This is a genomic window from Burkholderia sp. 8Y, assembly GCF_902506145.1.
Classification (GTDB): Bacteria; Pseudomonadota; Gammaproteobacteria; order Burkholderiales; family Burkholderiaceae; genus Caballeronia.
Map to the genome: position 1 here is coordinate 2212244 of NZ_LR733520.1, position 23705 is coordinate 2235948.

At 65.4% G+C, this 23705-nt stretch carries 19 protein-coding genes and 1 pseudogene; 12 read left to right on the forward strand and 8 right to left on the reverse strand.

Annotation, left to right across the window (positions count from 1 at the left end):
- Positions 1 to 26: 26 nt before the first annotated feature.
- The 3 genes and pseudogenes from xdhC to xdhA form a co-directional block, all read right to left on the reverse strand.
- Positions 27 to 542 (reverse strand): annotated as a pseudogene (xdhC, locus tag GV035_RS20910) (xanthine dehydrogenase accessory protein XdhC); the annotation flags it as partial.
- Positions 530 to 2893, reverse strand: coding sequence for a xanthine dehydrogenase molybdopterin binding subunit (gene xdhB / locus GV035_RS20915; RefSeq protein ID WP_159836858.1), 2364 nt, complete (start codon positions 2891 to 2893; stop codon positions 530 to 532). The gene xdhB and the pseudogene xdhC, both read right to left, overlap by 13 nt.
- Before the next feature lie 25 nt (positions 2894 to 2918).
- Positions 2919 to 4433: a xanthine dehydrogenase small subunit gene (xdhA, locus tag GV035_RS20920; protein ID WP_159836859.1), complete on the reverse strand. Its 1515-nt coding sequence runs from the start codon at positions 4431 to 4433 to the stop codon at positions 2919 to 2921.
- Positions 4434 to 4775: 342 nt separating this feature from the next.
- On the opposite strand from xdhA, the gene GV035_RS20925 reads away from it, so the two are divergent.
- The 7 genes from GV035_RS20925 to GV035_RS20955 all read left to right on the forward strand — a co-directional run bounded on the left by GV035_RS20925 (position 4776) and on the right by GV035_RS20955 (position 13196).
- Positions 4776 to 5996, forward strand: a complete 1221-nt coding sequence (locus tag GV035_RS20925) for an MFS transporter (RefSeq protein WP_159836860.1) — start codon at positions 4776 to 4778, stop codon at positions 5994 to 5996.
- A 103-nt stretch (positions 5997 to 6099) separates the two neighbouring features.
- A complete protein-coding gene (locus tag GV035_RS20930) occupies positions 6100 to 6846 on the forward strand; it encodes a GntR family transcriptional regulator (RefSeq protein ID WP_159836861.1) in 747 nt (248 codons plus the stop codon).
- Positions 6847 to 6860: 14 nt separating this feature from the next.
- A complete protein-coding gene (gene mdtD / locus GV035_RS20935) occupies positions 6861 to 8294 on the forward strand; it encodes a multidrug transporter subunit MdtD (protein WP_159836862.1) in 1434 nt (477 codons plus the stop codon).
- A 224-nt stretch (positions 8295 to 8518) separates the two neighbouring features.
- Positions 8519 to 9793: an EAL domain-containing protein gene (locus GV035_RS20940; RefSeq protein WP_159836863.1), complete on the forward strand. Its 1275-nt coding sequence runs from the start codon at positions 8519 to 8521 to the stop codon at positions 9791 to 9793.
- 227 nt (positions 9794 to 10020) lie between these two features.
- Entirely contained in the window at positions 10021 to 11442 is a 1422-nt protein-coding gene (locus tag GV035_RS20945; protein ID WP_159836864.1) for a UbiA family prenyltransferase, read from the forward strand.
- Positions 11443 to 11464: 22 nt separating this feature from the next.
- The gene (locus GV035_RS20950) at positions 11465 to 11827 is read left to right on the forward strand and encodes an SMR family transporter (protein WP_159836865.1); all 363 of its coding nucleotides are present in this window, start codon (positions 11465 to 11467) and stop codon (positions 11825 to 11827) included.
- 43 nt (positions 11828 to 11870) lie between these two features.
- Entirely contained in the window at positions 11871 to 13196 is a 1326-nt protein-coding gene (locus GV035_RS20955) for a glycosyltransferase family 87 protein (protein ID WP_236572678.1), read from the forward strand.
- Between the two features lie 243 nt (positions 13197 to 13439).
- Here the strand turns inward: GV035_RS20955 and GV035_RS20960 are convergent, their stop codons facing one another.
- From GV035_RS20960 to xseA, 3 genes are all read right to left on the reverse strand, one after another.
- Positions 13440 to 14207 carry a hypothetical protein gene (locus tag GV035_RS20960; RefSeq protein WP_159836866.1) on the reverse strand — a complete coding sequence of 256 codons (768 nt, stop codon included), beginning with the start codon at positions 14205 to 14207 and terminating at the stop codon, positions 13440 to 13442.
- A 249-nt stretch (positions 14208 to 14456) separates the two neighbouring features.
- Positions 14457 to 15038, reverse strand: a complete 582-nt coding sequence (locus GV035_RS20965; protein WP_159836867.1) for a superoxide dismutase — start codon at positions 15036 to 15038, stop codon at positions 14457 to 14459.
- Between the two features lie 208 nt (positions 15039 to 15246).
- A complete protein-coding gene (xseA, locus tag GV035_RS20970) occupies positions 15247 to 16614 on the reverse strand; it encodes an exodeoxyribonuclease VII large subunit (protein WP_159836868.1) in 1368 nt (455 codons plus the stop codon).
- A gap of 493 nt (positions 16615 to 17107) precedes the next feature.
- Here xseA and lpxK point away from each other — a divergent pair, with 493 nt between their 5' ends.
- From lpxK to GV035_RS20995, 5 genes are all read left to right on the forward strand, one after another.
- On the forward strand, positions 17108 to 18124 hold the full coding sequence (gene lpxK / locus GV035_RS20975) for a tetraacyldisaccharide 4'-kinase (protein ID WP_159836869.1): 1017 nt from the start codon (positions 17108 to 17110) through the stop codon (positions 18122 to 18124).
- Positions 18105 to 18311 carry a Trm112 family protein gene (locus GV035_RS20980; protein WP_159836870.1) on the forward strand — a complete coding sequence of 69 codons (207 nt, stop codon included), beginning with the start codon at positions 18105 to 18107 and terminating at the stop codon, positions 18309 to 18311. The genes lpxK and GV035_RS20980 overlap by 20 nt, the downstream gene beginning before the upstream one ends.
- Positions 18312 to 18321: 10 nt before the next feature.
- Positions 18322 to 19113, forward strand: a complete 792-nt coding sequence (gene kdsB / locus GV035_RS20985; protein WP_159836871.1) for a 3-deoxy-manno-octulosonate cytidylyltransferase — start codon at positions 18322 to 18324, stop codon at positions 19111 to 19113.
- 283 nt (positions 19114 to 19396) lie between these two features.
- Positions 19397 to 20062 carry an adenylate kinase gene (gene adk / locus GV035_RS20990; RefSeq protein ID WP_159836872.1) on the forward strand — a complete coding sequence of 222 codons (666 nt, stop codon included), beginning with the start codon at positions 19397 to 19399 and terminating at the stop codon, positions 20060 to 20062.
- A 124-nt stretch (positions 20063 to 20186) separates the two neighbouring features.
- Complete coding sequence (locus GV035_RS20995) at positions 20187 to 20945, forward strand: 3-hydroxyacyl-CoA dehydrogenase (RefSeq protein WP_159836873.1); 759 nt, start codon at positions 20187 to 20189, stop codon at positions 20943 to 20945.
- Positions 20946 to 20993: 48 nt separating this feature from the next.
- Here the strand turns inward: GV035_RS20995 and GV035_RS21000 are convergent, their stop codons facing one another.
- A complete protein-coding gene (locus GV035_RS21000) occupies positions 20994 to 21839 on the reverse strand; it encodes a SirB1 family protein (protein WP_159836874.1) in 846 nt (281 codons plus the stop codon).
- Positions 21839 to 23389, reverse strand: a complete 1551-nt coding sequence (gene murJ, locus GV035_RS21005; RefSeq protein ID WP_159836875.1) for a murein biosynthesis integral membrane protein MurJ — start codon at positions 23387 to 23389, stop codon at positions 21839 to 21841. Before murJ ends, GV035_RS21000 begins: the two co-directional genes overlap by 1 nt.
- Between the last annotated feature and the right edge of the window lie 316 nt (positions 23390 to 23705).

Here is a 23705-nt window from a genome sequence, read left to right on the forward strand (position 1 = left end):
TTGCCTTGCCGGGCATTCCGCCTTTTTCACGCCATCGCGCGTTTCGCCGCCGGCACAGACGCGCTCAACCGCCCTCGCCCCTCCCGCACCCGCAACACCTGCGCCGCCACCGCCAGCGCGATCGACGCCGGCGCCTTGTCCACGATCCCCTCGACGCCGATCGGGCACGTCATCTCGACGAGCCGCTCCGCGGCCAAGCCCCGCTCCACCAGTCGCCGCTCGAACTTCACGCGCTTCGTCTTCGAGCCGATCAGCCCGAAATACGCGAAGTCGTCGCGCCGCATGATGCGCTGCGTGAGCGCGAAGTCGAGCGAATGATCGTGCGTCATCACGATGAAGTACGCCCCGGCGGGCGCCTCATCGACGATCGCGTCCGGCAGATCGGTCGCTTCGATCTGCACGTTCGCGGGCACTTCGTCGGGAAAGAGCTCGTCGCGCGCATCGACCCACTGGACGACGCACGGCAGCGTGCCCAGCACCTTCACGAGCGCGTGGCCCACATGGCCCCCGCCGAACACGACGATGTGCATCATGACCGCGCGCTCCTCACCGCATTGACTGCTCGCAGAATCTCCTCGGCCGTCGCGGGCGCGTTCAAGGGCGGATTCACCTTGTGATCGCCGACGGCCGACACCGCATCGCGGATCGCGAAGAAGACGGAGAACGGCAGCAGAAGCGGCGGCTCGCCCACCGCCTTCGAGCGATGAATGCTGTCTTCCGCGTTGCGATTCTTGAAAAGCGACACGCGGAAATCGGCGGGCATGTCGTTGACCGTCGGAATCTTGTAGGTGGACGGCGCGTGCGTCATCAGCTTGCCGTCCTTGTTCCACCACAGTTCTTCGGTCGTGAGCCAGCCCATGCCCTGCACGAACGCGCCTTCCACTTGCCCGATATCGAGCGCCGGATTCAGCGACGCGCCGACATCATGCAGCGCGTCCGCGCGCAGCACGCGCATCTCGCCGGTGAGCGTGTCGATCACCACTTCGGAGACCGCCGCGCCGTACGAGTAATAGAAGAACGGACGGCCCTGCATCGTCGCCTGATCCCAGTAGAGCCTGGGCGTCGCGTAGAAGCCGTCGGACCACAGCTGCACGCGGGCGAGATACGCCTTCGCGACCACTTCGCCGAACGGAATCGCATCCTCGCCGACGATCACGCAGTCGTTCGCGAAGCGCACGCTCGCCGCCGTCACCGCGCCGCCGCCGAACTTCTCCGCCGCGAACGTCGCGAGCCGCTCGCGCAATTGACGCGCGGCGTCCTGCGCGGCCTTGCCGTTGAGATCCGTTCCAGTCGATGCCGCCGTCGCCGACGTATTCGCCACCTTGCTCGTGTCCGTCGCGGTCACGCGCACGCGCCCGAAGTCGATGCCAAGCTCATGCGCCACGACCTGCGCCACCTTCGTATTCAAGCCCTGGCCCATTTCGGTGCCGCCGTGGTTCACGAGAATCGAGCCATCGGTATAGATATGGACGAGCGCGCCGGCCTGATTGAAGTGCGTCACATTGAACGCAATGCCGAACTTCACCGGCGTGAGCGCGAGGCCCTTCTTCAGAATCTCGTTGTTCGCGTTGAACTCGCGCACGGCGTCGCGGCGGCGGCGATAGTCGCTCGTCGCGGCCAGCTCTCCGATGAGCTCGTGCAGCACGTTGTCCTCGACCGTCTGTCCATACGGCGTGCGGTTGTTTTCGGTCTTGCCGTACAGATTCGCGATGCGGACATCGAGCGGATCGCGGCCCACGGAACGCGCGATGTTGTCCATGATGTACTCGATCGCGAACGCGCCCTGCGGCCCGCCGAAGCCGCGAAACGCGGTGTTCGACTGGGTGTTGGTCTTGCCGCAATAGCCTTCGATCGCGACGTTCGGCAGCCAGTACGCGTTGTCGAAGTGGCAGACGGCGCGCGTCATCACCGGCCCCGAGAGATCGGCCGAGAAGCCGCAGCGCGAAGTCATGTCGACGGCGACCCCATCGATCACGCCTTCGTCGTCATAACCGACTTCGAAGTCGTACACGAAGTCGTGGCGCTTGCCGGTGATCATCATGTCATCGTCGCGGTCGGGGCGCAGCTTCACCGGACACAAGAGCTTCCACGCGGCGAGCGACGCGCAGCACGCGAAAATGCCCGACTGCGATTCCTTGCCGCCAAAGCCGCCGCCCATGCGCCGGCACTCGACGAGCACGTTATGCGAATGCACGCCGAGCACATGCGCGACGAGATGCTGCATTTCGGTCGGGTGCTGCGTCGAGCAGTAGACGTGCATGCCGTCGTCATCCTTCGGCACCGCGTACGCAATCTGGCCTTCCAGATAGAACTGCTCCTGACCGCCGAGCTTCATCGCGCCGCGTTCGTGATGCGCGGCCTTCGACATCGCGCCTTCCGCATCGCCGCGAGCGAGCTTCAGCGGATTGAGCACGTACGATTCGGCGCGACGCGCGTCCTCCGCGGTGAGGACGGCGGGCAGGTCTTCGAATTCGATCGATGCGCGGCGCGCCGCGAGCCGCGCCGTGTCGTGCGACGTCGCGACCACGATGAACATCGGCTGGCCGACGTACTGCACGACGCCCGGCGCGAGGATCGGATCGTCGTGGATGATCGGGCCACAGTCGTTCACGCCGGGAATGTCGTCGGCGGTGAAGACGGCGACCACGCCCGGCGTCGCGCGCACGGCGTCGAGTTTCATCGACACGATTTTCGCGTGCGCCTTCGGACTCAGCCCGAGCGCGGCGTGCAGCGTGCCCGCGACGGGCGGAATGTCGTCGGTGTAACTCGCGCGGCCGCTCACGTGCAGATGCGCGGATTCATGCGGCCGCGAGACGTGGACCTGCTTGAACGCGTCGGCGTCGTTGACGAGGGACTGGGCGTCGGCGAGAAAGGCTTCGGCTTGCTGGTTCATGTTCGTTCTGTCCTTATTCCGCTTCTTATTTCGCTTCGACGAGTTCGATCGCGCGCACATCCAGTCTGGATTTCGCCAGCGGATTGTGCGGGCGCGTCTCCAGCCAGAAGCGGTACAGCAGGCTCTTGGCCGTCTCCAGCCGGTAGCCGCTGCTCGCGCGCATGTCGGTGAGCGGCGCGTAGTCCTCGCCGAGCGCGCGCATCGCGGCCTGCGCCGTGGCTTCGTGCCACTGCGCGTCGGCGAGCGCGGCTTCGGCGCGTGCGGCGCGCTTGGGCGTCGCGGCCATGCCGCCGAACGCGATGCGCGGCTCGCGGATCACGTCGCCCTCCGCGATAAATGCGAACGCGGCACACACCGCCGAAATGTCGGAATCGAAACGCTTCGAGAGCTTGTAAGTGCGAAAGCGCAGATTCGCGCGCTTGCCCGTGCGCGTCGGCACGCGTACCGCCGCGACGACTTCGTGCTCGGCCATGTCCTTCTTCTGATACGCGAGGTACAGGTCTTCGAGCGGCATCTCGCGGGTGCCGTCGATGCTCGCCAGCACCACACGGGCGTTCAGCGCGATCAAGCCGGGCATCGAGTCGCCGATGGGCGAGCCGTTCGCCACGTTGCCGCCGAGCGTGCCCGCGTTGCGGATCGGCAGCGACGCGAACCGCTGCCACATCTCTTCCAGCTCCGGATAGGTTTTCACGAGTTCGGCATACGCGCGCTCGACGCTCACGCCCGCGCCCATCTCGATCCACTCGTGCGTCGTCTCGACGCGCTTGAACGCATCGATCTGCCCGACATAGACAATGTCGCCGATATCGCGCAATTGCTTCGTCACCCACAAGCCGACATCCGTGCTACCCGCGAGAATGCGCGCGCCGGGCTTCTCGGCCTTCAGCTTCGCGAGCGCCTCGACGGTGCGCGGCGCGTCGAACTGGCGGCCGGCGTGCTCGTAGTGGAAGGTGTCGTCGCGCTGGAGCGTGTCGAGCGTGCGCGCGAGCGCCTGAACATCGACGGGCGCGAGCGGCGCCTGATCGAACATGCGTTCGGCGGCGTCGATGATCGGCCGGTAGCCCGTGCAGCGGCACAGGTTGCCGGTCAGCGCGTTGCTGATCTCTTCGCGCAAGGGCGTCGTGCGGTGCGCGCATCCCGTGGTCGCATGACCGTGCTTTTCGTAGAGCGCGAACATCGACATGGCGAAGCCCGGCGTGCAGAAGCCGCATTGCGATCCGTGGCAATCGACGAGCGCCTGCTGCACCGGATGCAGCGAGCCGTCGGGCTGGCGCAGGTCTTCGACGGTGAAAAGCGCGCGGCCATCGAGCGTCGGCAGGAATTGCACGCACGCGTTGACCGCCTTGAACGCGACGCCGCCCGCCCCGTCCGGCTCGCCGACGACGACCGTGCACGCGCCGCAATCGCCTTCGGCGCAGCCTTCTTTCGTGCCGGTGCAGCGCGCGTCTTCACGCAGATATTGAAGGACGGTGCGCGTGGGCGACGCGCCGCTCACTTCGCGGATCGCGTTGCGGTGATAAAAGCGGATCGGCTGGGTCATGACGATTGTCTCGCGGGGCTTCATGGCTTCTTGCTGGTTGCGCGGGGTGCGCAGCCGGTGGCGGAGAGGTTCGTGCCGGGCTTTTTTTCAGAATAGTCCGACCGCCTCGATGGTTCGAAAGCTATCACCGCCAAAATGCGCAACCCATAGCGGACATTGCATGAGCGACATATTCGCACCGCGATAAGTCGCCGGAGCCATGTGCGACAAGGCTCCGAGCGGTGCTGCACGACCGTGCGCTCCGCCGTTTTGGTCCATCTGGTTACAAAACCGGTGCGACGCTGCGCCGCAACATATGGGAGAATCACGCCTTCGCGTCGAATTCAAGTCCGCATTTTCCCTATGTCCACCCAGCCCCGCACCGCCGCCGCGCCGCAAGGCGATTTCGCCGTCACTCTCCGGATCGTGTCGGTCGTGCTGTACACGTTCCTCTGCTACCTGACGATCGGCATTCCGCTCGCGGTGCTGCCGGGCTTCGTGCATACGGATCTCGGCTACGGCTCGGTGATGGCGGGCGCGGCGATCAGCATCCAGTACTTCGCCACGCTGATGTCGCGGCCGCTCGCGGGCCGCACCGCCGACACGCTCGGTCCGAAGAAGACGGTGCTGTACGGGCTGGCCGCGTGCGCCGCGAGCGGCGTGCTGCTGCTGTGCTCGGCGCTCGCCGCCCAATGGCACGCGGTGAGCCTCGTGCTGCTCGTGATCGCGCGGCTCGTGCTCGGCTTCGGCGAAAGCTGGGTCGGCACGGGTTCGATCACGTGGGGCATCGGGCGCGTGGGCGTCGCGCACAACGCGAAGGTGATTTCGTGGAACGGCATCGCGACCTACGGCGCGCTCGCGATCGGCGCGCCGCTCGGCGTCGCCCTCGACCATTCGCTCGGATTCGCGTCGCTCGGCTTCATCGTGATCGCGCTCGGCGTCCTCGGCTACTGGCTCGCGACGCGCATGGCGAGCGTGCCTATCGTTCACGGCGAGCGCATGTCGTATCGCAGCGTGTTCTTCCGCGTGCTGCCGCATGGCCTCGGGCTCGCGCTGGGATCGGCGGGCTTTGGGTCGATCGCCACCTTCATCACGCTTTTCTATGCCGCGCACCACTGGCCGAACGCGGCGCTTTCGCTGACGGTGTTCGGCACGACGTTCGTCGGCGCGCGCCTCCTGTTCGCCAACACCATCAAGGTCTACGGCGGCTTTCGCGTGGCCATCGTCTCGTTCGCGCTGGAATGCGCGGGCTTGCTGATGCTGTGGCTCTCCGCCGAGCCGACCTTCGCGCTGGCGGGCGCGGCGTTGACCGGATGCGGCTTCGCGCTCGTGTTTCCGGCGCTCGGCGTGGAAGCGGTCGGACTCGTGCCGCCCGCGAGCCGTGGCGCGGCGCTCTCGGCTTACTCGGTCTTCCTCGATCTGTCGCTCGGCCTGACCGGGCCGCTCGCAGGCTATATCGCGGGTGAGTTCGGCTACGGCTCCGTCTTTCTGTTCGCGGCGGTCGCGGCGGCATCGGCGGTGGCGTTGTCGGTGGCGCTCTACATGCGCGCCGGGCGCGGCGTGGGCGGGCCGGCAACGGCGTGAAGGGACAAAGTCCGGTGCTCTTCGCTGAAAGAGCAGGCAAACGCCGGAAATTCCGCCTGCTCTTTGTCTTAAAATCGCCGCTTGGCCCCACAGCGTCCGATTTATGAACTCGACCACGGAAGACCGCTGGCGCGACCTGCGCCCGGACCCGGACAGCGACACTCCGCTCTATCTTCAACTCGCCCGCAAACTCGCCAACGCCATTCACGACAACCGCTGGAACGCGGGCGAAGCCCTGCCCTCGGAGCGCGTGCTGTCCGAAGCGCTGGGCGTGTCGCGGATCACGTCGAGGAAGGCGATTGCGCTTCTGGTCGAGCAAGGGCTCATTCGACGCGAACAGGGCGCGGGCAGCTTCATCCGGCCACGCTATGAAGACCCGCTCTCGCGTCTGTCCAGCTTTTCGGAAATGCTGCGCCGGCGCGGTTTTCAGCCGAGCTCGAAGTGGCTTTCGCGCACCATCGAGCCCGCCAATCGCGAAGAAGTGATTCAGCTCGGCCTCTCGCCCGCGGCCACCGTCGCGCGCCTGAAGCGCCTGCGTCTTGCCGACGACACCGTGATGGCCGTCGAGAACTCCACGTTTCCCGCCGCGCTGATTCCCGATCCGCTTGCCATCGGCGATTCGCTGTACAGCTATCTCGACACGCGCGGCCTCTCCATCGTCCGGGCGCTTCAGCACTTTCGCGCCGTCAATGCGAGCCCGGAGATTGCTGAACAGATGAGCATTGCGCCGCACGACGCGCTTCTGCTCATCACGCGCGTGGGCTACACGGCGGATCAGCGCGCGATCGAGCTGACCGATACCTACTGCCGCAACGACTACTACGACTTCGTCGCGGAACTGCGCAAATAACGACGTCGCCCGCCATGACCGACACCGCCACCGTCCAGCCGACCGACCGATCGCTCTCCATCATGCTGTGGCTCGTCGCGACGGGCTTCTTCATGCAGACGCTCGACTCGACGATCGTCAACACGGCGCTGCCCGCGATGGCGCGAAGCCTCGGCGAAGCGCCGCTGCGGATGCAGGGCGTGGTGATCGCCTACTCACTCACGATGGCGATGATGATTCCCGTCTCCGGCTGGCTCGCGGACAAGCTCGGCACGCGGCGCGTGTTCTTCAGCGCGATTCTGATTTTCACCATCGGCTCGCTGTTGTGCGCGAAGGCGCAGTCGCTCACCGGGCTGGTCGCGTTTCGCGTGGTGCAAGGCGTGGGCGGCGCGATGCTGCTGCCAGTCGGCCGGCTCGCCGTGCTGCGCGTGTTTCCGGCGGAACGCTATCTTTCGGCGCTGGCGTTCGTCGCGATTCCGGGGCTGATTGGCCCGCTCATCGGTCCGACGCTCGGCGGCTGGCTCGTGCAGATCGCGTCGTGGCACTGGATCTTCCTGATCAACGTGCCGGTCGGCGTGATCGGCTGCATCGCGACGAATCTGTACATGCCCGACAGCCGCAATCCCGCGACCGCGCGCTTCGACCTCGCGGGGTATCTGCTGCTCGCGGTCGGCATGGTGGCGCTTACCATCTCGCTGGACGGTCTCGCCGATCTCGGTCTTCAGCACGCCATCGTGCTCGTGCTGCTGATACTGAGCGTCGGCTGCTTCGTCGCCTACGGGCTGCACGCAACGCGCGCCGCGCAGCCTATCTTTTCGCTCGATCTCTTCAAGATTCACACGTTCAGCGTCGGCCTGCTCGGCAACCTGTTCGCGCGTATCGGCAGCGGCGCGATGCCGTATCTGATTCCGCTGCTGCTCCAGGTCAGTCTCGGCTACACCGCGTTCCAGGCCGGCATGATGATGCTGCCCGTCGCCGCCGCCGGCATGCTGAGCAAGCGGCTCGTCACGCGGCTGATCGAGCGCGTCGGCTATCGGCGCGTGCTGGTGACGAACACCGTGCTCGTCGGCCTGATGATGGCGAGTTTCGCGCTCGTGAGCGCGCATCAGCCGTTGTGGCTGCGGCTTGCGCAACTGGCCGCGTTCGGCGCCGTCAACTCGATGCAGTTCACCGCGATGAACACGCTCACGCTCAAGGACCTCGGCACGGGCGGCGCGAGCAGCGGCAACAGCCTGTTCTCGCTGGTCCAGATGCTGTCGATGAGTCTCGGCGTGACGGTCGCGGGCGCGATTCTCTCGACCTTCACCGGCCTCCTGCCGCGCGTCACCGAGACGAATTCGCTGCCCGCTTTCCACGCGACGTTCCTGTGCGTGGGCGTCATCACGGCGGCGACCGCGTGGATCTTCGCACAGCTCGCGCCGGAAGTGCGCGGCGCGCGCAAGAAGCCCGATCCGTCGGAAGCGAACTGAGCGGCGGGATTCACCATCAGGACGTGCGCCGCACCTGAGCGGTGCGCGCGGCACCGTGACGCGACGCCCGATGTCATGCCGACCTGCAATACGCACACAAATACGCCCGCACCGCTCGGAAAACCGCGTCGACGCTGAATTCGCATGCTTCTTGCTCGAACGACCGCACACCGATCTTGTAAACTGCGGCTATCTCACAAAGCCGATTGACGCCCGTTTAAGCCATGAGCATGGTTGACCTCGACCCTCCCCGCTTTCAGCCGCCGCGCCCTGTCGCCGGCGACGACGGCTCGCGTCGCACCGTGCTGTATGGCGAATACACCGTGTTCAGCGTGTTTCAGCCGGTGTTTTCGGTGTCGCATCGGCGGGCGATCGGCTATCACGCCTCGCTGCGCGCCCGCGACGCGGCGCACGCTCACGTGCCGTCGCACGAAGTCTTCACGCAGGCGGCGCGGCGCGGCGACCTGCTGGAACTCGGCCGGCTCGCGGAATCGCTGCATCTGGGCAACTTCAACGCGTTCGACAGCCACGACGAATGGCTCTTCCTGAGCCTGCATCCCGCCGCGCTGATGGACACCAGCTACGGCGACGCGCTGCTCGCCGCGCTGAAGGACATCGGCCTGCCGCCGCAGCGCGTGGTGCTCGAAGTGCCCGAGCAGGCGGGCGGCGAGACGACGCGCTTCACGGAAATCGTCGATTCGCTGCGCAAGTCGGGCTTTCTGATCGCGCTCGACGGCTTCGGCGTCAAGCATTCGAACATCGACCGCGTGTGGCAGTTGCGGCCGGATATCGTCTCGCTCGACCGCTGCATTCTTCAGCAGGCGACCGAGCATTCGCATATCGAACGCGTGCTGCCGCGGCTCGTGTCGCTGCTGCACGAATCCGGCCAACTGGTGCTGATGGGCGGCCTCGCCACCGAACGCGACGCGCTGATCGCGCTGGAGTGCAACGTCGACTTCGTGCAGGGCGCGTACTTCGCACAGCCGAGCGTCGATGCCGTGCATAGCGAAGTCGCGGCGAGCACGATGGACGCGCTCTCGGCGGCATCGCGCGAACGCGTCGCGGCGCGCGAGCGTGCCCAGGCCGTGCGCCTCGAACCGTACGTGAGCGGACTGGAACGCGCCGCCGTCAAGCTGATGGAAGGCGAAACGCTCGCCGCCGCCACGAGCGAACTGCTGCAACTCGTCGATACCGCGCGCTGTTTTCTGCTGGACCACGCGGGACGGCAGATCGGCGACAACGTGGTGCCCGTCGTGCGGACGTCGCAGCGCGCGAAACGCTTCAGCCCGCTGCTGCATTCGGAAGGCGCGAGCTGGGAGCGCCGGCCTTATTTCATCGAGGCGCTGCGTGCGCCGGGACGCGTGCATCTGACGGCGCCCTATCTGTCGATCAACGAAGCGCACTTGTGCGTGACGGCATCGATCGCGGCGCAGACGCCGTACGGGCTGCAGGTGCTCTGCGTCGATATCAACTGGGAAAGCGTGCCGAAGCATCGCTGAACGCGGGTTGGCGTGTGAAACGTGAAAGCCTTCCGCGCGGAAGGCTTTTTTTTGCTTCAGGCGCCGCGTTCAAGTGGCGAATGATCCGTTGCGATCGGTATCGAACTATCGGGGCGCGGCGGAGTGCTCTAACGCACAGAGCCGGAAAAACAGCCCTCGTTATTCTTGAGCGGGACGGTTCGGCGACTCGCCGGAATCTCACGACGAACGAATGCAACGAGGACATGATGGCTGAAGCTAGCGTTCCGCTGTGCGTCGATCTCGACGGCACGCTGACGGCCACCGATCTGCTGGTCGAATCGTTCCTCGCGCTCGTCAAGAAGAATCCGGTCTATGTGCTGTGCTGCATCGTCTGGCTGTTGCGCGGCAAGGCGTATCTGAAAGCGCAGATCGCAGAGCGCGTCGTCATCGACGTGTCGGTGCTGCCGTATAACGCGCGTTTCGTCGACTATCTGCGTGAGCAGCGTCTCTCCGGACGCGAGCTCTATCTGTGCACGGCGTCGAACAAACGGTTTGCGGAGCAGATCGCTACGCACTTCGGCATCTTCAAGGGCGTGCTCGCGAGCGATCACGCGCACAACCTCGCAGGCCGTTACAAGGCCGGCGCGTTGACGAAGGAATTCGGCGCGCAAGGATTCGATTACTGCGGCAACGCGCTCGCCGATGTGCCCGTCTGGAAGCAGTCGCGGCACGCGATCGTCGTCGGCAACCGGCACATCGCGGCGGCGGCGGAGAAGGTGAACAAGACGATCGTCTTCTTCGAGGAGAAGCGGTCGCTCGTTCCGCTCGCGCTCAAGGAGATGCGCGTGTACCAGTGGGTGAAGAACCTGCTGATTTTCGTGCCGCTCCTCGCGTCGCACCGTTTCACCGATCCGGCGCTGCTGCTCGCCGAAACGCTCGCGTTCTTCTCGTTCAGCTTCTGCGCCTCGGCGGTGTATCTGCTGAACGACATGCTCGATCTCGACTCGGACCGTCGTCACGCGAAAAAGCGCAACCGGCCGTTCGCGTCCGGGCAACTGCCGCTGACCTTCGGCATGGCGCTCACCGTGACGCTGCTCATCGCATCCGCCGCGCTGGCCGCGCAACTAGCGCCCAACTTCCAGCTCGTACTCGGCGGCTACTTCATCGTGACGCTGGCGTACTCGTTCAAGCTCAAGCGCCTGATGCTGGTGGATGTCTTCACGCTCGCCGCGCTTTATACGTCGCGCATCGTGGCGGGCGGCGCGGCGGCCGATATCCTGCTGTCGGACTGGCTCATCATGTTCTCGGTGCTCATCTTTCTGAGCCTCGCGATGGTCAAGCGTTACACCGAACTCGACGCCCTCCTGCGCGACGGAAAAGTGTCGGCGGCCGGGCGCGGCTACGTCACGCAGGATCTAGGCATTCTGCGCTCGTTCGGCACGGCCTCGGGCTATGTCGCCGTGCTGGTGCTTGCGCTGTATCTGAACTCGTCGGATGTGCGGCTGCTGTATCGGCACCCGCATGCGCTGTGGATACTCTTCGGGCTTTTGCTGTATTGGGTCAGCCGCGTATGGATGCTCGCGTTTCGCGGCGAGATGCACGACGACCCGATCGTCTACGCGATCAGGAACCGGCTGAGCCTCTTCGTGATCTGTCTATGTATCGCCACGGTCGTCGCGGCGATCTAGCGTCTAAGCTCATCTGCGCTTCATGCCATATTTCACGCTTCTTCTGAGCGGCACGTGCAGCGCGCTCGCGAGTTTTCTGCTGCGTCTCGCGGGCACGCTGCCGGCGGCCGGGACCGCGCTCGTCTTCGGCATGGAGCCGCGCGCGCTCATGTATCGGCTCGGCGCGATCGGCGCATACGGCGCGGGCTTCGTACTGTATGCGCTTGCATTGCGCCGTGTCGAATTGAGCGTCGCGTATCCGCTGATGGTCGCGGTGACGATACTCGAGATCATGCTCGTCGGCGTCATGCTCGGCGAGGGCATGTCGCTACGCACGCTTGCCGGCGCGACGCTGTTGATCGCGAGCGTGCTGCTGCTCTATGCGCCCGCTCCGGCCTCGGCTTGAGCCGCGCGATATTCATCAAAAGAGTTTGAAACGGGGAACTGTCATGCTGATCACACGCGCTGCCGCAGGCAAATCCGCGCCGAGTCTGGGCGCGATTTCGACGGCGCTGATCGTCGTCGCGCTGGCGATGATCGCGGCGCGCGTGCCGCACGTCTATGCGCAGTTCCGCGCCGATCCCGCGAACGCGTTCAGCGACTTCAACTACTACCTGTACGCGTTCACGACCGTGCTGCGTCACCCCGCCGATGCGACGGTGCTCTACGACCACGCAGGTCTCGTCGCGTTCATGCGCTCCATCGGGGCTCGCGACGTCGGCATGGACGTGTTTTACGCGTATCCGCCGCAATTCGCGTTGCTGTTCTCGCCGCTTGGCGCGCTCTCGCCGCTCGCGGCCAAGGCGGTGTGGGTCGGCGGATCGTTGACGCTTTTCGCGCTCGGCGTCGCGATGGTCGCGAAGCTTGCGTATCGCGCCTCGGATTGCGGCACGGATCGCGGCGCCGTGCTGCTGATCGTCGCGCTGGCGCTGCTGAGCCGCCCGTTCTTCGACGATGTCTACTGGGGCCAGTCGAACGAACTGCTGTTCTTCCTGCTCGCCGCGACGTTCTTCTTCGTCGATCGCGGCAACCGCGCGCTCGCGGGCGTGTTCCTCGGCGCGGCCATTGCGCTCAAGGTGACGCCGATCGCCATTGCGGGCCTTCTGCTTCTGCGACGCGAATGGCGCACTGCCGTCTTCACGTTCATCACATCGGTCGTGTTCACGGCGATCACCGCGTGGGTGCTCGGCTTACATACGATCTGGCACTACGTCGTATCGGACATGCCGCGGCTTAATACGCAAAATCTCATGCTCGGCGGCGCGCCGATCAACGTCGCGCTGCGCGGCGGCCTGCAAACGGTGATGGAGAGCGCCGGCATGAGCGCATCGCAGCCGATGCTCGGCGCGGTATGGATCGCGACGGCGCTTGTCGTATGCACGCTCGCCGTGGTGCTGGTCGCGCGGCGGCACGCGGACCGTCGCATCGACTTCGCGCTCGCCACGATGACGATGCTCGTCGCATCGCCGATGCTCGAACCCGTGCATCTCGTCGTTGCGCTGATTCCGGTCGGCATTCTGTTCGGCACGGCGATGGAGCAGCCCGGCGCGCGCTTGTCGCTGGTCGCGCCGCGAGTGGAGCTGATGCTTGCGAGCTTCGCGATCGCGGTGATGGCGTTCGCGTCGCGCGGCGCGAGCTATACGGTGGCCGTCTGGCTGCTGTACGGGCTTCTTCTCGCGCGATACTTCGTGACGGGCGTAGTCACGCGCCCACGTTCGACTCAGGGCGCAGGAGATCGAACGCAGCGAGCGCGAGCACGCCCGATAGCACGATGATCGAGGCCGAATGGCGTCCGAAATAAAGCAGCGCGGCAGCCGACCAGGCTGCGGCGCAGAGCGCAGCGAAGCGTTTCATGGTGAAGCGGTGATGCGGTAAAGGCGCTTATTCTAGTCGTCGGGTTCGGTTGAACGTTGAAAAAGCCCACCGACGAACTCAGGGCCGCTCGCAGCGGCCATGCTGTGTCAGCCGAACGTCATTCCCCACTGCCTCCGCGCCATCACCATGCACCCCAACCACCCCTACTGCGCCGCCAGATAAAACGCCTGATCGCGCTGCGGCGTCACGCCGACAACCGTGAGCACGCCATTCACGACCGTCGCTTCCACCGGCATCGACACGTTGTTGAGACCGCACAATGCGCCGCTGAAGTTCAGCGTGCCGTCGAGCAGATGCTTGCCAGTCGCGCGCGGCTTGATGCTGCCGGTAAACGTGCAGGCGCTCTGCGTGCCGTTGACCGTGCCGTCGGCGGAGAACGTGATCGTCGAAATGGGATTGCTGCCCGACCCGCTGGTCCACGTACGCGCGACGTCGCTCAACGCGATCGGCGTGTCGTAGGCGGCGTTGTAGTTGCCGTTGAAGCTGGTGGCGGTCGTGTCCGGGCTGACGAAGAGACTCGTGGTCGCGGCAAGCGCGCTCTTTGCCGTGAAGTTGCCCGTCAGCGTGCCGGCGCGAATGGCGCCGAGGTTGTGGAAGCCGACCGTCGCGGAATCGGCGAAAGCTCCATCGTTGGCCGTCATGATGCCCTCGATCAGCCAGACGAACGAGCCGCTCTGCGTGTAGATGCTGTAGTACTGCCCCGTTTCGAGCACGATGGTCTGTGCCGCCATCGACTGCGACGAATTCACCGAGCCGTACCAGATGCCTTCCGGGACCGCGTGCGACGTCGTGGGTACGCAGGACTTCTGCAGATTGTTGAGGTCGGACACGCAGGTCTTGCCGTCGTTGCCGCCGCCGCACGCGGCGAGCAGGGGCAGAGCAAACAGGCAGAGTTTCGATACGAGTTTCATGGCGAGTGCGTTGTCTTCGAAGTGAGCACGGGCCGCCGCTTTCGACGGATGCCGACAATGAGATAACGGAATGTCGCCGCGAAACTTTAATAGAGGCGTATAGAGGCAATGGCGTGCCCCGAATTCGCTGACCAAAGAAAAAGCCCTCGCGTGGAGGGCTTGATCTGTGAAACGCTCGCCGGACCTTACCGTCCGGCACAGCCGGTTGTCACGCCAGCGACAACCCGCCATCGGCTCATGGCTTATGACTTAAGCACCGAAATTCTTCGAAGCAAAGTCCCAGTTCGCGATGTTCCAGAATGCCTCGATGAACTTCGGACGCGCATTGCGGTAGTCGATGTAGTAAGCGTGCTCCCACACGTCCAGCGTGACGAGCGGCTTGCTGTCGGTGGTCAGCGGCGTCGCGGCGTTGCTGGTCGACACGATGTCGAGCGAGCCGTCGGTCTTCTTCACGAGCCACGTCCAGCCCGAGCCGAACGTGCCCACGGCGACCTTCGCGAACTCTTCCTTGAACTTGTCGAAGGAGCCGTACTTCGCGTTGATCGCGTCGGCCAGCGCGCCGGCCGGAGCGCCGCCGCCGTTCGGCGACAGGCTGTTCCAGAAGAACGTGTGGTTCCACGTCTGAGCCGCGTTGTTGAACACGCCGCCCGACGATTTCTTCACGATCTCTTCGAGCTGCATGTTCTCGAATTCAGTGCCCTTGATGAGCTCGTTGAGCTTCGTCACATAGGTCTGGTGGTGCTTGCCATAGTGAAACTCGAGCGTTTCTTCCGACATGTGCGGAGCGAGCGCGTTCTTGTCGAACGGCAGCGGCGGGAGCGTATGTTCCATGATTGCGAGCTTCCTTTCTATGTGAATTGTGGGACTGTGAGGAGTGAAGCAGTGGAGCAATGGATTGTAGGCGAGTTGGGATAACCCCGCAAACCGCCAGCCTTTATGAGGAAGATCGCTTTTATACGCCCGAAAGCGGCGTAAAAAGTGCTCGCGACGGCGCTTCGCGTCACGTCGAAATTACGCCGTCGAGCGAGCGCGCAACGCTTCAGAATTCGTCGGACAGACGGGGTTGTACGTCAGCGAGAACCACGTCCGCCGAGCCTTGCGCGAGATGGACCGTGAGCGCGCGCTTCGGCTTGAGCGCAGTGGGCGCCCGCAGCGCGCGGCCCGTTTGCGTGTCGATGAGGGCGGCGTATCCGCGTTCCAGCGTGCGCTGCGGACTCAGCACCTGCAAACGCGCCGCGAGTTCGGACACGCACGCCTTCTCGCGCTCGCGCCGACGCTCGTTCGCGCGCTTCATGCGCTCGGCGAGCCGCAGGACATGCTCGCCTTGCGCGGCGACGTCGGGCCGCCTGCGCTGCCAGCGATACTGCACGAGCGCGAAGTGCGCGCGGGCATCGCGCACGGGCCGCGCGCCGGCTGCGGCAAGACGGCTCGCCAGTTGCCGCAGATGCACGCGTTGCCGCGCAAGCCGCTCCGCCGGACTCACGAGCCTGCGCGCGAGCCAGTCGAGCTGCTGCGCGCGGCGCTCCATCGTGCGTCCGAACGCGCGCGCCAGCGCCGCGTGACGGTGATCGAGTTCGCGCAGCAACAGCACGCGCTGCGGACTCACGAGTTCGGCGGCGCCGGTCGGCGTGGGCGCGCGGACATCGGCGGCGAAATCGGCGATGGTGAAATCCGTCTCGTGACCGACCCCGCTCACCACCGGCAGTTCACTCGCCGCGATCGCACGCGCGAGCACTTCCTCGTTGAACGCCCACAAGTCTTCGATGGACCCGCCGCCGCGACACACGATCAGCACATCGACTTCGCGCCGGGCGTTGGCCGCTTCGACCATCGCGGCGAGTTTCGCGCTGGCGCCCGTGCCCTGCACCGGCCCCGGATAGACGATCACGGGCACGTGCGGCGCGCGGCGCGCGAGCGTCGTCAGCACGTCGCGCAACGCCGCGGCCTGCAACGACGTGACGATGCCGATGCCGCGTGGATGCGTCGGCAACGCGCGTTTGCGCTCGGCGGCGAAGAGCCCTTCGCTCTCCAGTTGCGCCTTCAGGCGCAGGAATGCTTCATACAGACGCCCCTGCCCCGTGCGCCGCACCGCTTCGACGCTCAACTGCAGTTCGCCGCGCGGCTCGTACATCGTGACGAGCGCGCGCACTTCGATCTTGTCGCCTTCGCGCGGCACGAATTCGGCGTACTGCGCGCGGCTTCGGAACATCACGCAGCGCATCTGCGCGTTCGCGTCCTTGATCGAAAAGTACCAGTGGCCGCTCGCGGCGCGCGTGAAGTTCGACACTTCGCCCGACACCCAGACGAGCGGAAACGACCGCTCCAGCATCGTGCCGATTGCACGGTTGAGCACGGAAACGGGGATAACGGCGTCGCCGCCTGGCGTCGGCAAGGAATCGGGAGTCATGGTCGAGATCGAATGAGAGGGGCGTCGCCCGCCGCGCGCCGGCTGGCAAGGCCCCGCCAGTGTAGCAAGTGTCCACACAGAAGAACTTACCGATGCGTCCTGCAAAGCGCCGCCGGAGGCCCGTGACTTCGTGGCAACTCGTTGATTTCGCTAGTAATCTTTCCGGGAAATCGAGCATTTCCCGGAGCAACTCTTTCCTGAAGCGGATTTCGCCTTTCTGAACGCCGAGTTCTTCACAGAGTTATCCACAGTTTGCGGCTGTCCGGGCGCACGGCCGTCCCGACTGGCGAAGAGCGCGTTCGCGCGCTAGAGTGCCGGGTCGTGCACCGGCTCGCGCGTTCTGCCGTCCCCTTTCGGACTTTTGAACCCGCACCGCCGGTCGAACCGTTCAACGAGAGACCGAAATCGAAGGAGTTGCCGTTGCGCGCCCTGCCGTATCCGACATTGTTCCCGCGCCACCGGGCATTCGACGCCGTCCGCGCGAAGGCGGTCCATGTCTGATTTCAAGCCGCCGATCGAGAACTTCCTTGCCCGCGAATGGCGCCGGCGCGGCGCGGTCGCGTGGGCGCTGACGCCCTTCGCATGCGTCTTCGGGGCGATCGCCGCGACGCGCCGCGCGTTCTTCGACATGGGCTGGTTGAAGCGTGTCGAGCCGGGCGTGCCGGTGGTCGTCGTCGGCAACGTGACCGTCGGCGGGACGGGCAAGACGCCGACCGTCATCGCGCTCGTCGAGGCGCTGCGGGCAGCGGGCTTCCAGCCGGGCGTCGTGTCGCGTGGATACGGCGCGAAAGTCGCGCAGCCGACGAGCGTCACGCCCACAAGCATCGCCGCGCAGGTCGGCGACGAGCCGCTTCTAATCGCGCGCCGCACCCATGCGCCGGTGTTCGTGTGTCCGGACCGCGTGGCCGCCGCGCGCGCGCTTCTCAACGCGCATCCGAACGTCGACGTCCTCGTGAGCGACGACGGCCTGCAGCACTATCGGCTGGCGCGCGCGTTCGAACTGGTCGTGTTCGACGCCCGGCTCGGCGGCAACGGCTTTCTGCTGCCCGCCGGTCCGCTGCGCGAGCCGATGTCGCGTCATCGCGATGCCACGCTCATCAACAGTCCCTACGACCGCACGCTTCCGCCGTGGCCGAACACCTTCGCGCTCGACCTCGAACCCGGCGACGCGTGGCTGCTCGACGATCCGCACCAGCGCCGGCCGCTTTCGCAGTTCGTGGGCGAGAAAGTGGTCGCGGCGGCGGGCATCGGTTCGCCGGAGCGTTTTTTCGCGACGCTGCGCGCGGCGGGCATCATGCCCACGACGCGCGCCTTCCCCGATCATTACGCGTACCGCGAGAATCCGTTCGCCTCGGTCGAAGCCGACGCGATCCTGATCACGGAAAAGGATGCAGTAAAATTCGGGGCCTGGCGCGACGCACGCATCTGGGTCGTTCCCGTGCAAGCCGTGCTCAGCCCTCGCCTCATCGCTCTCGTTGTGGAGAAACTCCGTGGACGCACGTCTGCTTGAAATCCTCGTCTGCCCGATCTGCAAGGGCCCGCTCAACTACGACCGCGCGGCGCAGGAACTCGTCTGCAGCGCGGACAAGCTCGCGTATCCCGTTCGCGACGGCATTCCGGTGATGCTCGTCGACGAAGCGCGCCAGACGGTCGAAGGCACGCCCGTCGAGCCGCTGAAGCCCGTCGGCGACGTCTGAAGCCATCGCCATGTCCGTGCCGTTCATCGCTGTCATTCCCGCGCGGCTCGCGTCCACGCGGCTGCCGAACAAGCCGCTCGCCGATCTCGGCGGCAAACCGATGGTCGTGCGCGTCGCCGAGCGGGCGCGCGAATCCGGGGCGAGCCACGTGCTCGTCGCGACGGACTCGCATCTCGTCGTCGAAGCGGCGCGCGATCACGGCATCGAAGTCATGCTCACGCGCGCCGATCACCCGACCGGCACCGACCGCCTCGCCGAAGTCGCCACGCGTCTGAACTGGAGCGACGAGACGATCGTCGTCAACGTGCAGGGCGACGAACCGCTGATCGACCCGCAACTCGTGCGCGATGTCGCCACGCATCTCGCGGCGCACGGCGAATGCGCGATCGCCACGGCCGCGCATCCGATTCACGATCCCGCCGACGTGTTCAATCCGAACGTCGTGAAAGTCGCGCTGGATGCGAAGAGCGTCGCGCTGTACTTCTCGCGCGCCCCGATTCCATGGTCGCGCGACGCCTGGCAGCCGCACTGGCCCGACGTCGCCGCGCTTTCCGCGCTGCCGGCGGTGCCGGCGAACGTGCTGCGGCATATCGGCCTCTACGCCTATCGCGCGAAGTTTCTGCGCGACTTCCCGAAGCTCGCTCAAGCGCCCATCGAAGCCGCCGAAGCACTCGAACAGCTGCGCGCGCTGTGGCACGGCGAGCGCATCGCGGTGCTTGTCACGCAAGACGCGCCGCCGCCCGGCGTCGATACGCCCGCCGACCTTGCGCGCGTGCAGGCGCTCTTCGCAGGCGCGAACTGAAAGCATCGCGCAACCGGTGTATACCCCGCCGAACGCCCGCGCGGCGGGCGTCTTAGCGGTTTCCATAATCGCTATTAGGGCCGCGATCGTAATGAGGCGTGGCATAATCAAGCGATTGCGCGAGCCTTCCGGTCAGCGCCACGCTCAACGTTGCGCCGCTGTCCGCGGGTGCCGCGCTGCCTGTCGAATCGGCCGCGCCGCCTGTCGTCGACGCCGCCCGAGCGTCGCCGCCGGAGGTCACGAACCTCGCGTCGCGGTTTCTAGACGATTCGGAGATATCACCATGCGTTTGATCCTGTTGGGCGCACCCGGCGCGGGCAAGGGCACCCAGGCAAACTTCATCAAGGAGAAATTCGGCATTCCGCAGATTTCCACCGGCGACATGCTGCGCGCAGCCGTCAAGGCGGGCTCGCCGCTCGGCGTCGAGGCAAAACGCTATATGGACGCGGGCGAGCTCGTGCCGGATCTGCTCATCATCAACCTCGTGAAAGAGCGGCTGCTGGAAAGCGACTGCACCAACGGCTATCTCTTCGACGGCTTTCCGCGCACCATTCCGCAGGCGGAAGCCATGAAGAGCGCGGGCGTCGTGATCGACTACGTGCTCGAAATCGACGTGCCGTTCGACGAGATCATCACGCGCATGAGCGGACGCCGCGTGCACGCGCCGTCAGGGCGCACGTATCACATCGCGTTCAATCCGCCGAAGAACGACATGGTGGACGACGTGACCGGCGAACCGCTGATCCAGCGCGAGGACGACAAGGAAGAGACCGTGCGCAAGCGTCTCGACGTGTACGAAGCGCAGACGAAGCCGCTCATCGCGTATTACAACGACTGGGCGAAGTCGGGCGCCACGGAAGACGGGCTGAAAGCGCCGGAATACCGCCGCATTTCGGGTTCCGGCAGTGTCGATGAAATCCGCGACCGCGTGTTCGCTGCGTTGAAGTAAAGGCGCAGGCAGTCATCCAGAAACCCGCTCCGAACGAGCGGGTTTTTTTACGCGCGTTTGCAGCAGCGCGTTGGCTACAATCGACGCGTCGCCCCGCGAGGGCCACACTACAAGGAGAAGACACATGGAGATGAAAGACAACGTCGTGTTGATCACGGGCGGCGCGTCCGGTCTGGGCGCGGCGAGCGCGCGCCTCGTCGCGGGCAATGGCGGCAAGCCCGTGATCGCCGACATGAACGAAGCGGCGGGCGAAGCCCTCGCGCGCCAACTGTCCGGCGTGTTCGTGAAGTGCGACGTGAGCCGCGAAGACGACGGACAACGCGCCGTCGATGCCGCGACGCAGCTCGGCACGCTGCGCGGCCTCGTGAATTGCGCGGGCATCGCGCCGGCATCGAAGACGGTCGGGCGCGACGGCCCTCACCCGCTCGATCTCTTCAGCAAGGTCGTCGCGGTCAATCTGATCGGCACGTTCAACATGATCCGGCTCGCGGCCAATGTGATGTCGAAGAACGAGCCGAACGGCGCGGGCGAACGCGGCGTGATCGTGAACACGGCGTCGGTGGCGGCGTATGACGGACAGATTGGGCAGGCGGCGTATGCGGCGTCGAAAAGCGGCGTCGCGGGCATGACGCTGCCGATTGCCCGCGACCTTGCGCGAAGCGGCATCCGCGTGATGACGATTGCGCCGGGCATCTTCGAAACGCCGATGCTGCTCGGCATGCCGCCCGACGTGCAGACGGCGCTCGGCGCGATGGTGCCGTTCCCGTCGCGCTTCGGCAAGCCCGACGAATTCGCGATGCTTGTCAAGCAGATCTTCGACAACCCGATGCTCAACGGCGAAGTGATCCGCCTCGACGGCGCGATCCGCATGCAGCCGAAATAAGCGAAAACGGCGGTTTGATCCGCCGTTTTCGTTCGCCTCGGAGCCAGCCTAGTCGCCGTTCTCTTGCGTGCGCAGCCGCAAGTCGTGCAGCTCCGACTCGACGACCGTCGCGTCTTCCGCGTCCGGGCGGTCTTCCAGATAGCGTTCGAGGTCTTCCAGCGCGGGGCGCAGATAGTCGAGTCGCGCGTACGCGAAGCCGCGGTCGCGCACTTCCTCGATACTGTTCGGCAACGCGATCACCAGCCGCTGCTGCACGGCAAGCAAACGCTGCCAACGCTCCGTCTGAAGATAGATGCTCTTGAGATTGCGCAACATCCGCGCGACGATTTCGCGGCGCGTCGCGGGCTGCAACAGCACGCGCAGCGCGCTGCCGATCGATTCGCCGACGCGCTGCACATACGGCTCCAGCATTTCGACCATCTGCGCTTCGGAGAGCGACTGGCCGGTCGTCGGATCGAGCATCAGATCGCTGCCGGGCGTCGCGACGCGCAACAGGAAATGGCCCGGAAACGACACGCCCTGCACCGGCAAGCCGAGTTGTTCGGCCATTTCCAGATAGATGACGGCGAGCGAGATCGGGATGCCGCGCCGACGGCGCAGCACGGCGTTCAGATAACTGTTGTCCGGGTCGTAATAGTCGTTCAGGTTGCTCGAGAAACCCAGTTCGCGGAAGAAATAGCGATTGAGCGCCTCGACGCGCTGTTTCACATCGGCGTCCTCGGGCATCCGGCGGCGGGCGCGCACGACGAGTTCGTCCAGTTCCGCGAGCACCGCCTGCATGTCGACGTCCGGATAGGCGTCCTGCGCGAGCGACAGCGCGGCCTCCGTGAGCGGCAGGCTCTCGTCGTCGGCCATCAGCGCAGAGAAGTAGTCGTGGATACGCGTCGTCGTCATCAATGCGCTCGTCTCTTGAAATAAGCGTATTTGAAGCCCATCGCGGAAAGCATACCGAAATACAGCGCCGCGAACAGAACCAGGCTTGCTCCAAGCAGCAGGATTCGTGCGAAGGGTGTCGCGCGCATGGCGATCCAGTCGAAGTTCGCCGATACCCAGTGCATCACGCCGGCGAGCACGAGGCACGCGCCGATCAACTGCACGAAAAAGCGCGTCCAGCCCGCCGACGGCTGATAAATCCCGCGACGGCGCAGTCCGATGAACAGCAGCAGCGCATTGGCGAGCGCGCCGAGACCGATGGAAAGCGTGAGGCCCGCGTGCGAGAAAATCGGCACGAAGATGTAATTGCTCACCTGCGTCATGATCAGCACGCCGACCGCGATCTTCACCGGCGTCTTGATGTCCTGCTTCGCGTAGAAACCGGGCGCGAGAATCTTGATGAGAATCAGCCCGACGAGGCCGATACCGTACGCCGACAGCGCGCGTCCGACCATGACGACCGAATGGCCGTCGAACTTGCCGTAGTGAAAGAGCGTCGCGGTAAGCGGCTCGGCGAAGAAGAAGAGCGCGACCGCGCTGGGCGCGGCGAGCAGGAACGTGATGCGCAAGCCCCAGTCGAGAAGCGCGGAGTATTCGTCGGCGTTCGCGTCGACGTGCGCTTTCGACAGGCTCGGCAGCAGGATCGTGCCGAGCGCCGCGCCGAGCAGCGCCGTCGGGAATTCCATCAGCCGGTCGGCGTAGTTGATCCACGACACGGCGCCCTGCCCGATATTCGACGCGATATTCGTGTTGATGATGAGGCTCAATTGCCCGACCGACACCGCGAAGGTCGCGGGCACCATCTTCGCGAGCACGCGCTTGACGCCGGGATGCGCGAGCGCGCGCCGGAAGTTGAGCCCGATGGCCGGCATCATGTCGATCTTCTTGAGGCCGGGCAGTTGCACGAGAAATTGCAGCACGCCGCCCGCGATCACCGCGTACGCGAGCGCGTACACCGGCACTTTCATGTGCGGCGCGACGAACACCGCCGCGAAGATGAACGCCACGTTCAGCAGCACCGGCGCGAACGCGGGCAGCGAGAACTGCTTGTACGTGTTGAGCACGCCCGACGCGAGCGTGGTCAAGGAGATGAAGATGATGTACGGGAACATGATCCGCGTCATCTGCACGGCGAGGCCGTACGCGGCGCCGTCGTGCCTGAGCCCCGACGCGACCGCGAACACGACCCACGCCGCGCCCGCCATGCCGACGAGCGACAGCACGACGAGGCCCCAGGTCAGGACGGTCGACATGGCGTCGACGAGCGCCTTGGTCGGATCGTGGCCCTTGCTGTTCTTGAACTCGGCGAGAATCGGCACGAACGCCTGGGCGAATGCACCTTCTGCGGACAGCCGCCGCAGCAGGTTCGGAATGCGGAACGCGACGTAAAACGCGTCGGTGTAGAGACTGGCGCCGAAGGCTCGGGCGATCAGCGTTTCGCGGATCAGGCCGGTCACGCGCGACAGCAGCGTGAAGCCGCTGACCGTCAGGAGGGCTCGGAATAGATTCATGGGGCGCTTATTATACGGGCCGAGCGTGACGCGCTCCGGCAACGCTGGCGCGCAACGCCGCGAGAATGACGGATTGCACCAAATTCGTGGCGGCGCGGGCACGGGCGGCCCGCGACAGCTTGCGCTTGTCATATCTCGTCGTCGCTTGCTATAATCGCGGGTTTCGACGGCCGGTTCTGGCGAAATTGCGCCTGAAACGGAAATTGGGTGGAAGTCTGACTTGAAGCGCCGGCGTGCTTTTCGCGACTTCCGGCTCTGTCGGCAGTGTTCCAAAGGCGTCCAGCTTGGGCGTCTCAGGTTTCCGGGCAAATGGCTT

Excerpts from the sequence above, each read along its gene's own strand:
- xdhB (WP_159836858.1), bottom strand. The coding sequence starts at position 2,893 with ATGAACCAGCAAGCCGAAGCCTTTCTCGCCGACGCCCAGTCCCTCGTC.
- xdhA (WP_159836859.1), bottom strand. The coding sequence starts at position 4,433 with ATGACCCAGCCGATCCGCTTTTATCACCGCAACGCGATCCGCGAAGTG.
- GV035_RS20925 (WP_159836860.1), top strand. The coding sequence starts at position 4,776 with ATGTCCACCCAGCCCCGCACCGCCGCCGCGCCGCAAGGCGATTTCGCC.
- GV035_RS20930 (WP_159836861.1), top strand. The coding sequence starts at position 6,100 with ATGAACTCGACCACGGAAGACCGCTGGCGCGACCTGCGCCCGGACCCG.
- mdtD (WP_159836862.1), top strand. The coding sequence starts at position 6,861 with ATGACCGACACCGCCACCGTCCAGCCGACCGACCGATCGCTCTCCATC.
- GV035_RS20940 (WP_159836863.1), top strand. The coding sequence starts at position 8,519 with ATGAGCATGGTTGACCTCGACCCTCCCCGCTTTCAGCCGCCGCGCCCT.
- GV035_RS20945 (WP_159836864.1), top strand. The coding sequence starts at position 10,021 with ATGGCTGAAGCTAGCGTTCCGCTGTGCGTCGATCTCGACGGCACGCTG.
- GV035_RS20950 (WP_159836865.1), top strand. The coding sequence starts at position 11,465 with ATGCCATATTTCACGCTTCTTCTGAGCGGCACGTGCAGCGCGCTCGCG.
- GV035_RS20955 (WP_236572678.1), top strand. The coding sequence starts at position 11,871 with ATGCTGATCACACGCGCTGCCGCAGGCAAATCCGCGCCGAGTCTGGGC.
- GV035_RS20960 (WP_159836866.1), bottom strand. The coding sequence starts at position 14,207 with ATGAAACTCGTATCGAAACTCTGCCTGTTTGCTCTGCCCCTGCTCGCC.
- GV035_RS20965 (WP_159836867.1), bottom strand. The coding sequence starts at position 15,038 with ATGGAACATACGCTCCCGCCGCTGCCGTTCGACAAGAACGCGCTCGCT.
- xseA (WP_159836868.1), bottom strand. The coding sequence starts at position 16,614 with ATGACTCCCGATTCCTTGCCGACGCCAGGCGGCGACGCCGTTATCCCC.
- lpxK (WP_159836869.1), top strand. The coding sequence starts at position 17,108 with ATGTCTGATTTCAAGCCGCCGATCGAGAACTTCCTTGCCCGCGAATGG.
- kdsB (WP_159836871.1), top strand. The coding sequence starts at position 18,322 with ATGTCCGTGCCGTTCATCGCTGTCATTCCCGCGCGGCTCGCGTCCACG.
- adk (WP_159836872.1), top strand. The coding sequence starts at position 19,397 with ATGCGTTTGATCCTGTTGGGCGCACCCGGCGCGGGCAAGGGCACCCAG.
- GV035_RS20995 (WP_159836873.1), top strand. The coding sequence starts at position 20,187 with ATGGAGATGAAAGACAACGTCGTGTTGATCACGGGCGGCGCGTCCGGT.
- GV035_RS21000 (WP_159836874.1), bottom strand. The coding sequence starts at position 21,839 with ATGACGACGACGCGTATCCACGACTACTTCTCTGCGCTGATGGCCGAC.
- murJ (WP_159836875.1), bottom strand. The coding sequence starts at position 23,389 with ATGAATCTATTCCGAGCCCTCCTGACGGTCAGCGGCTTCACGCTGCTG.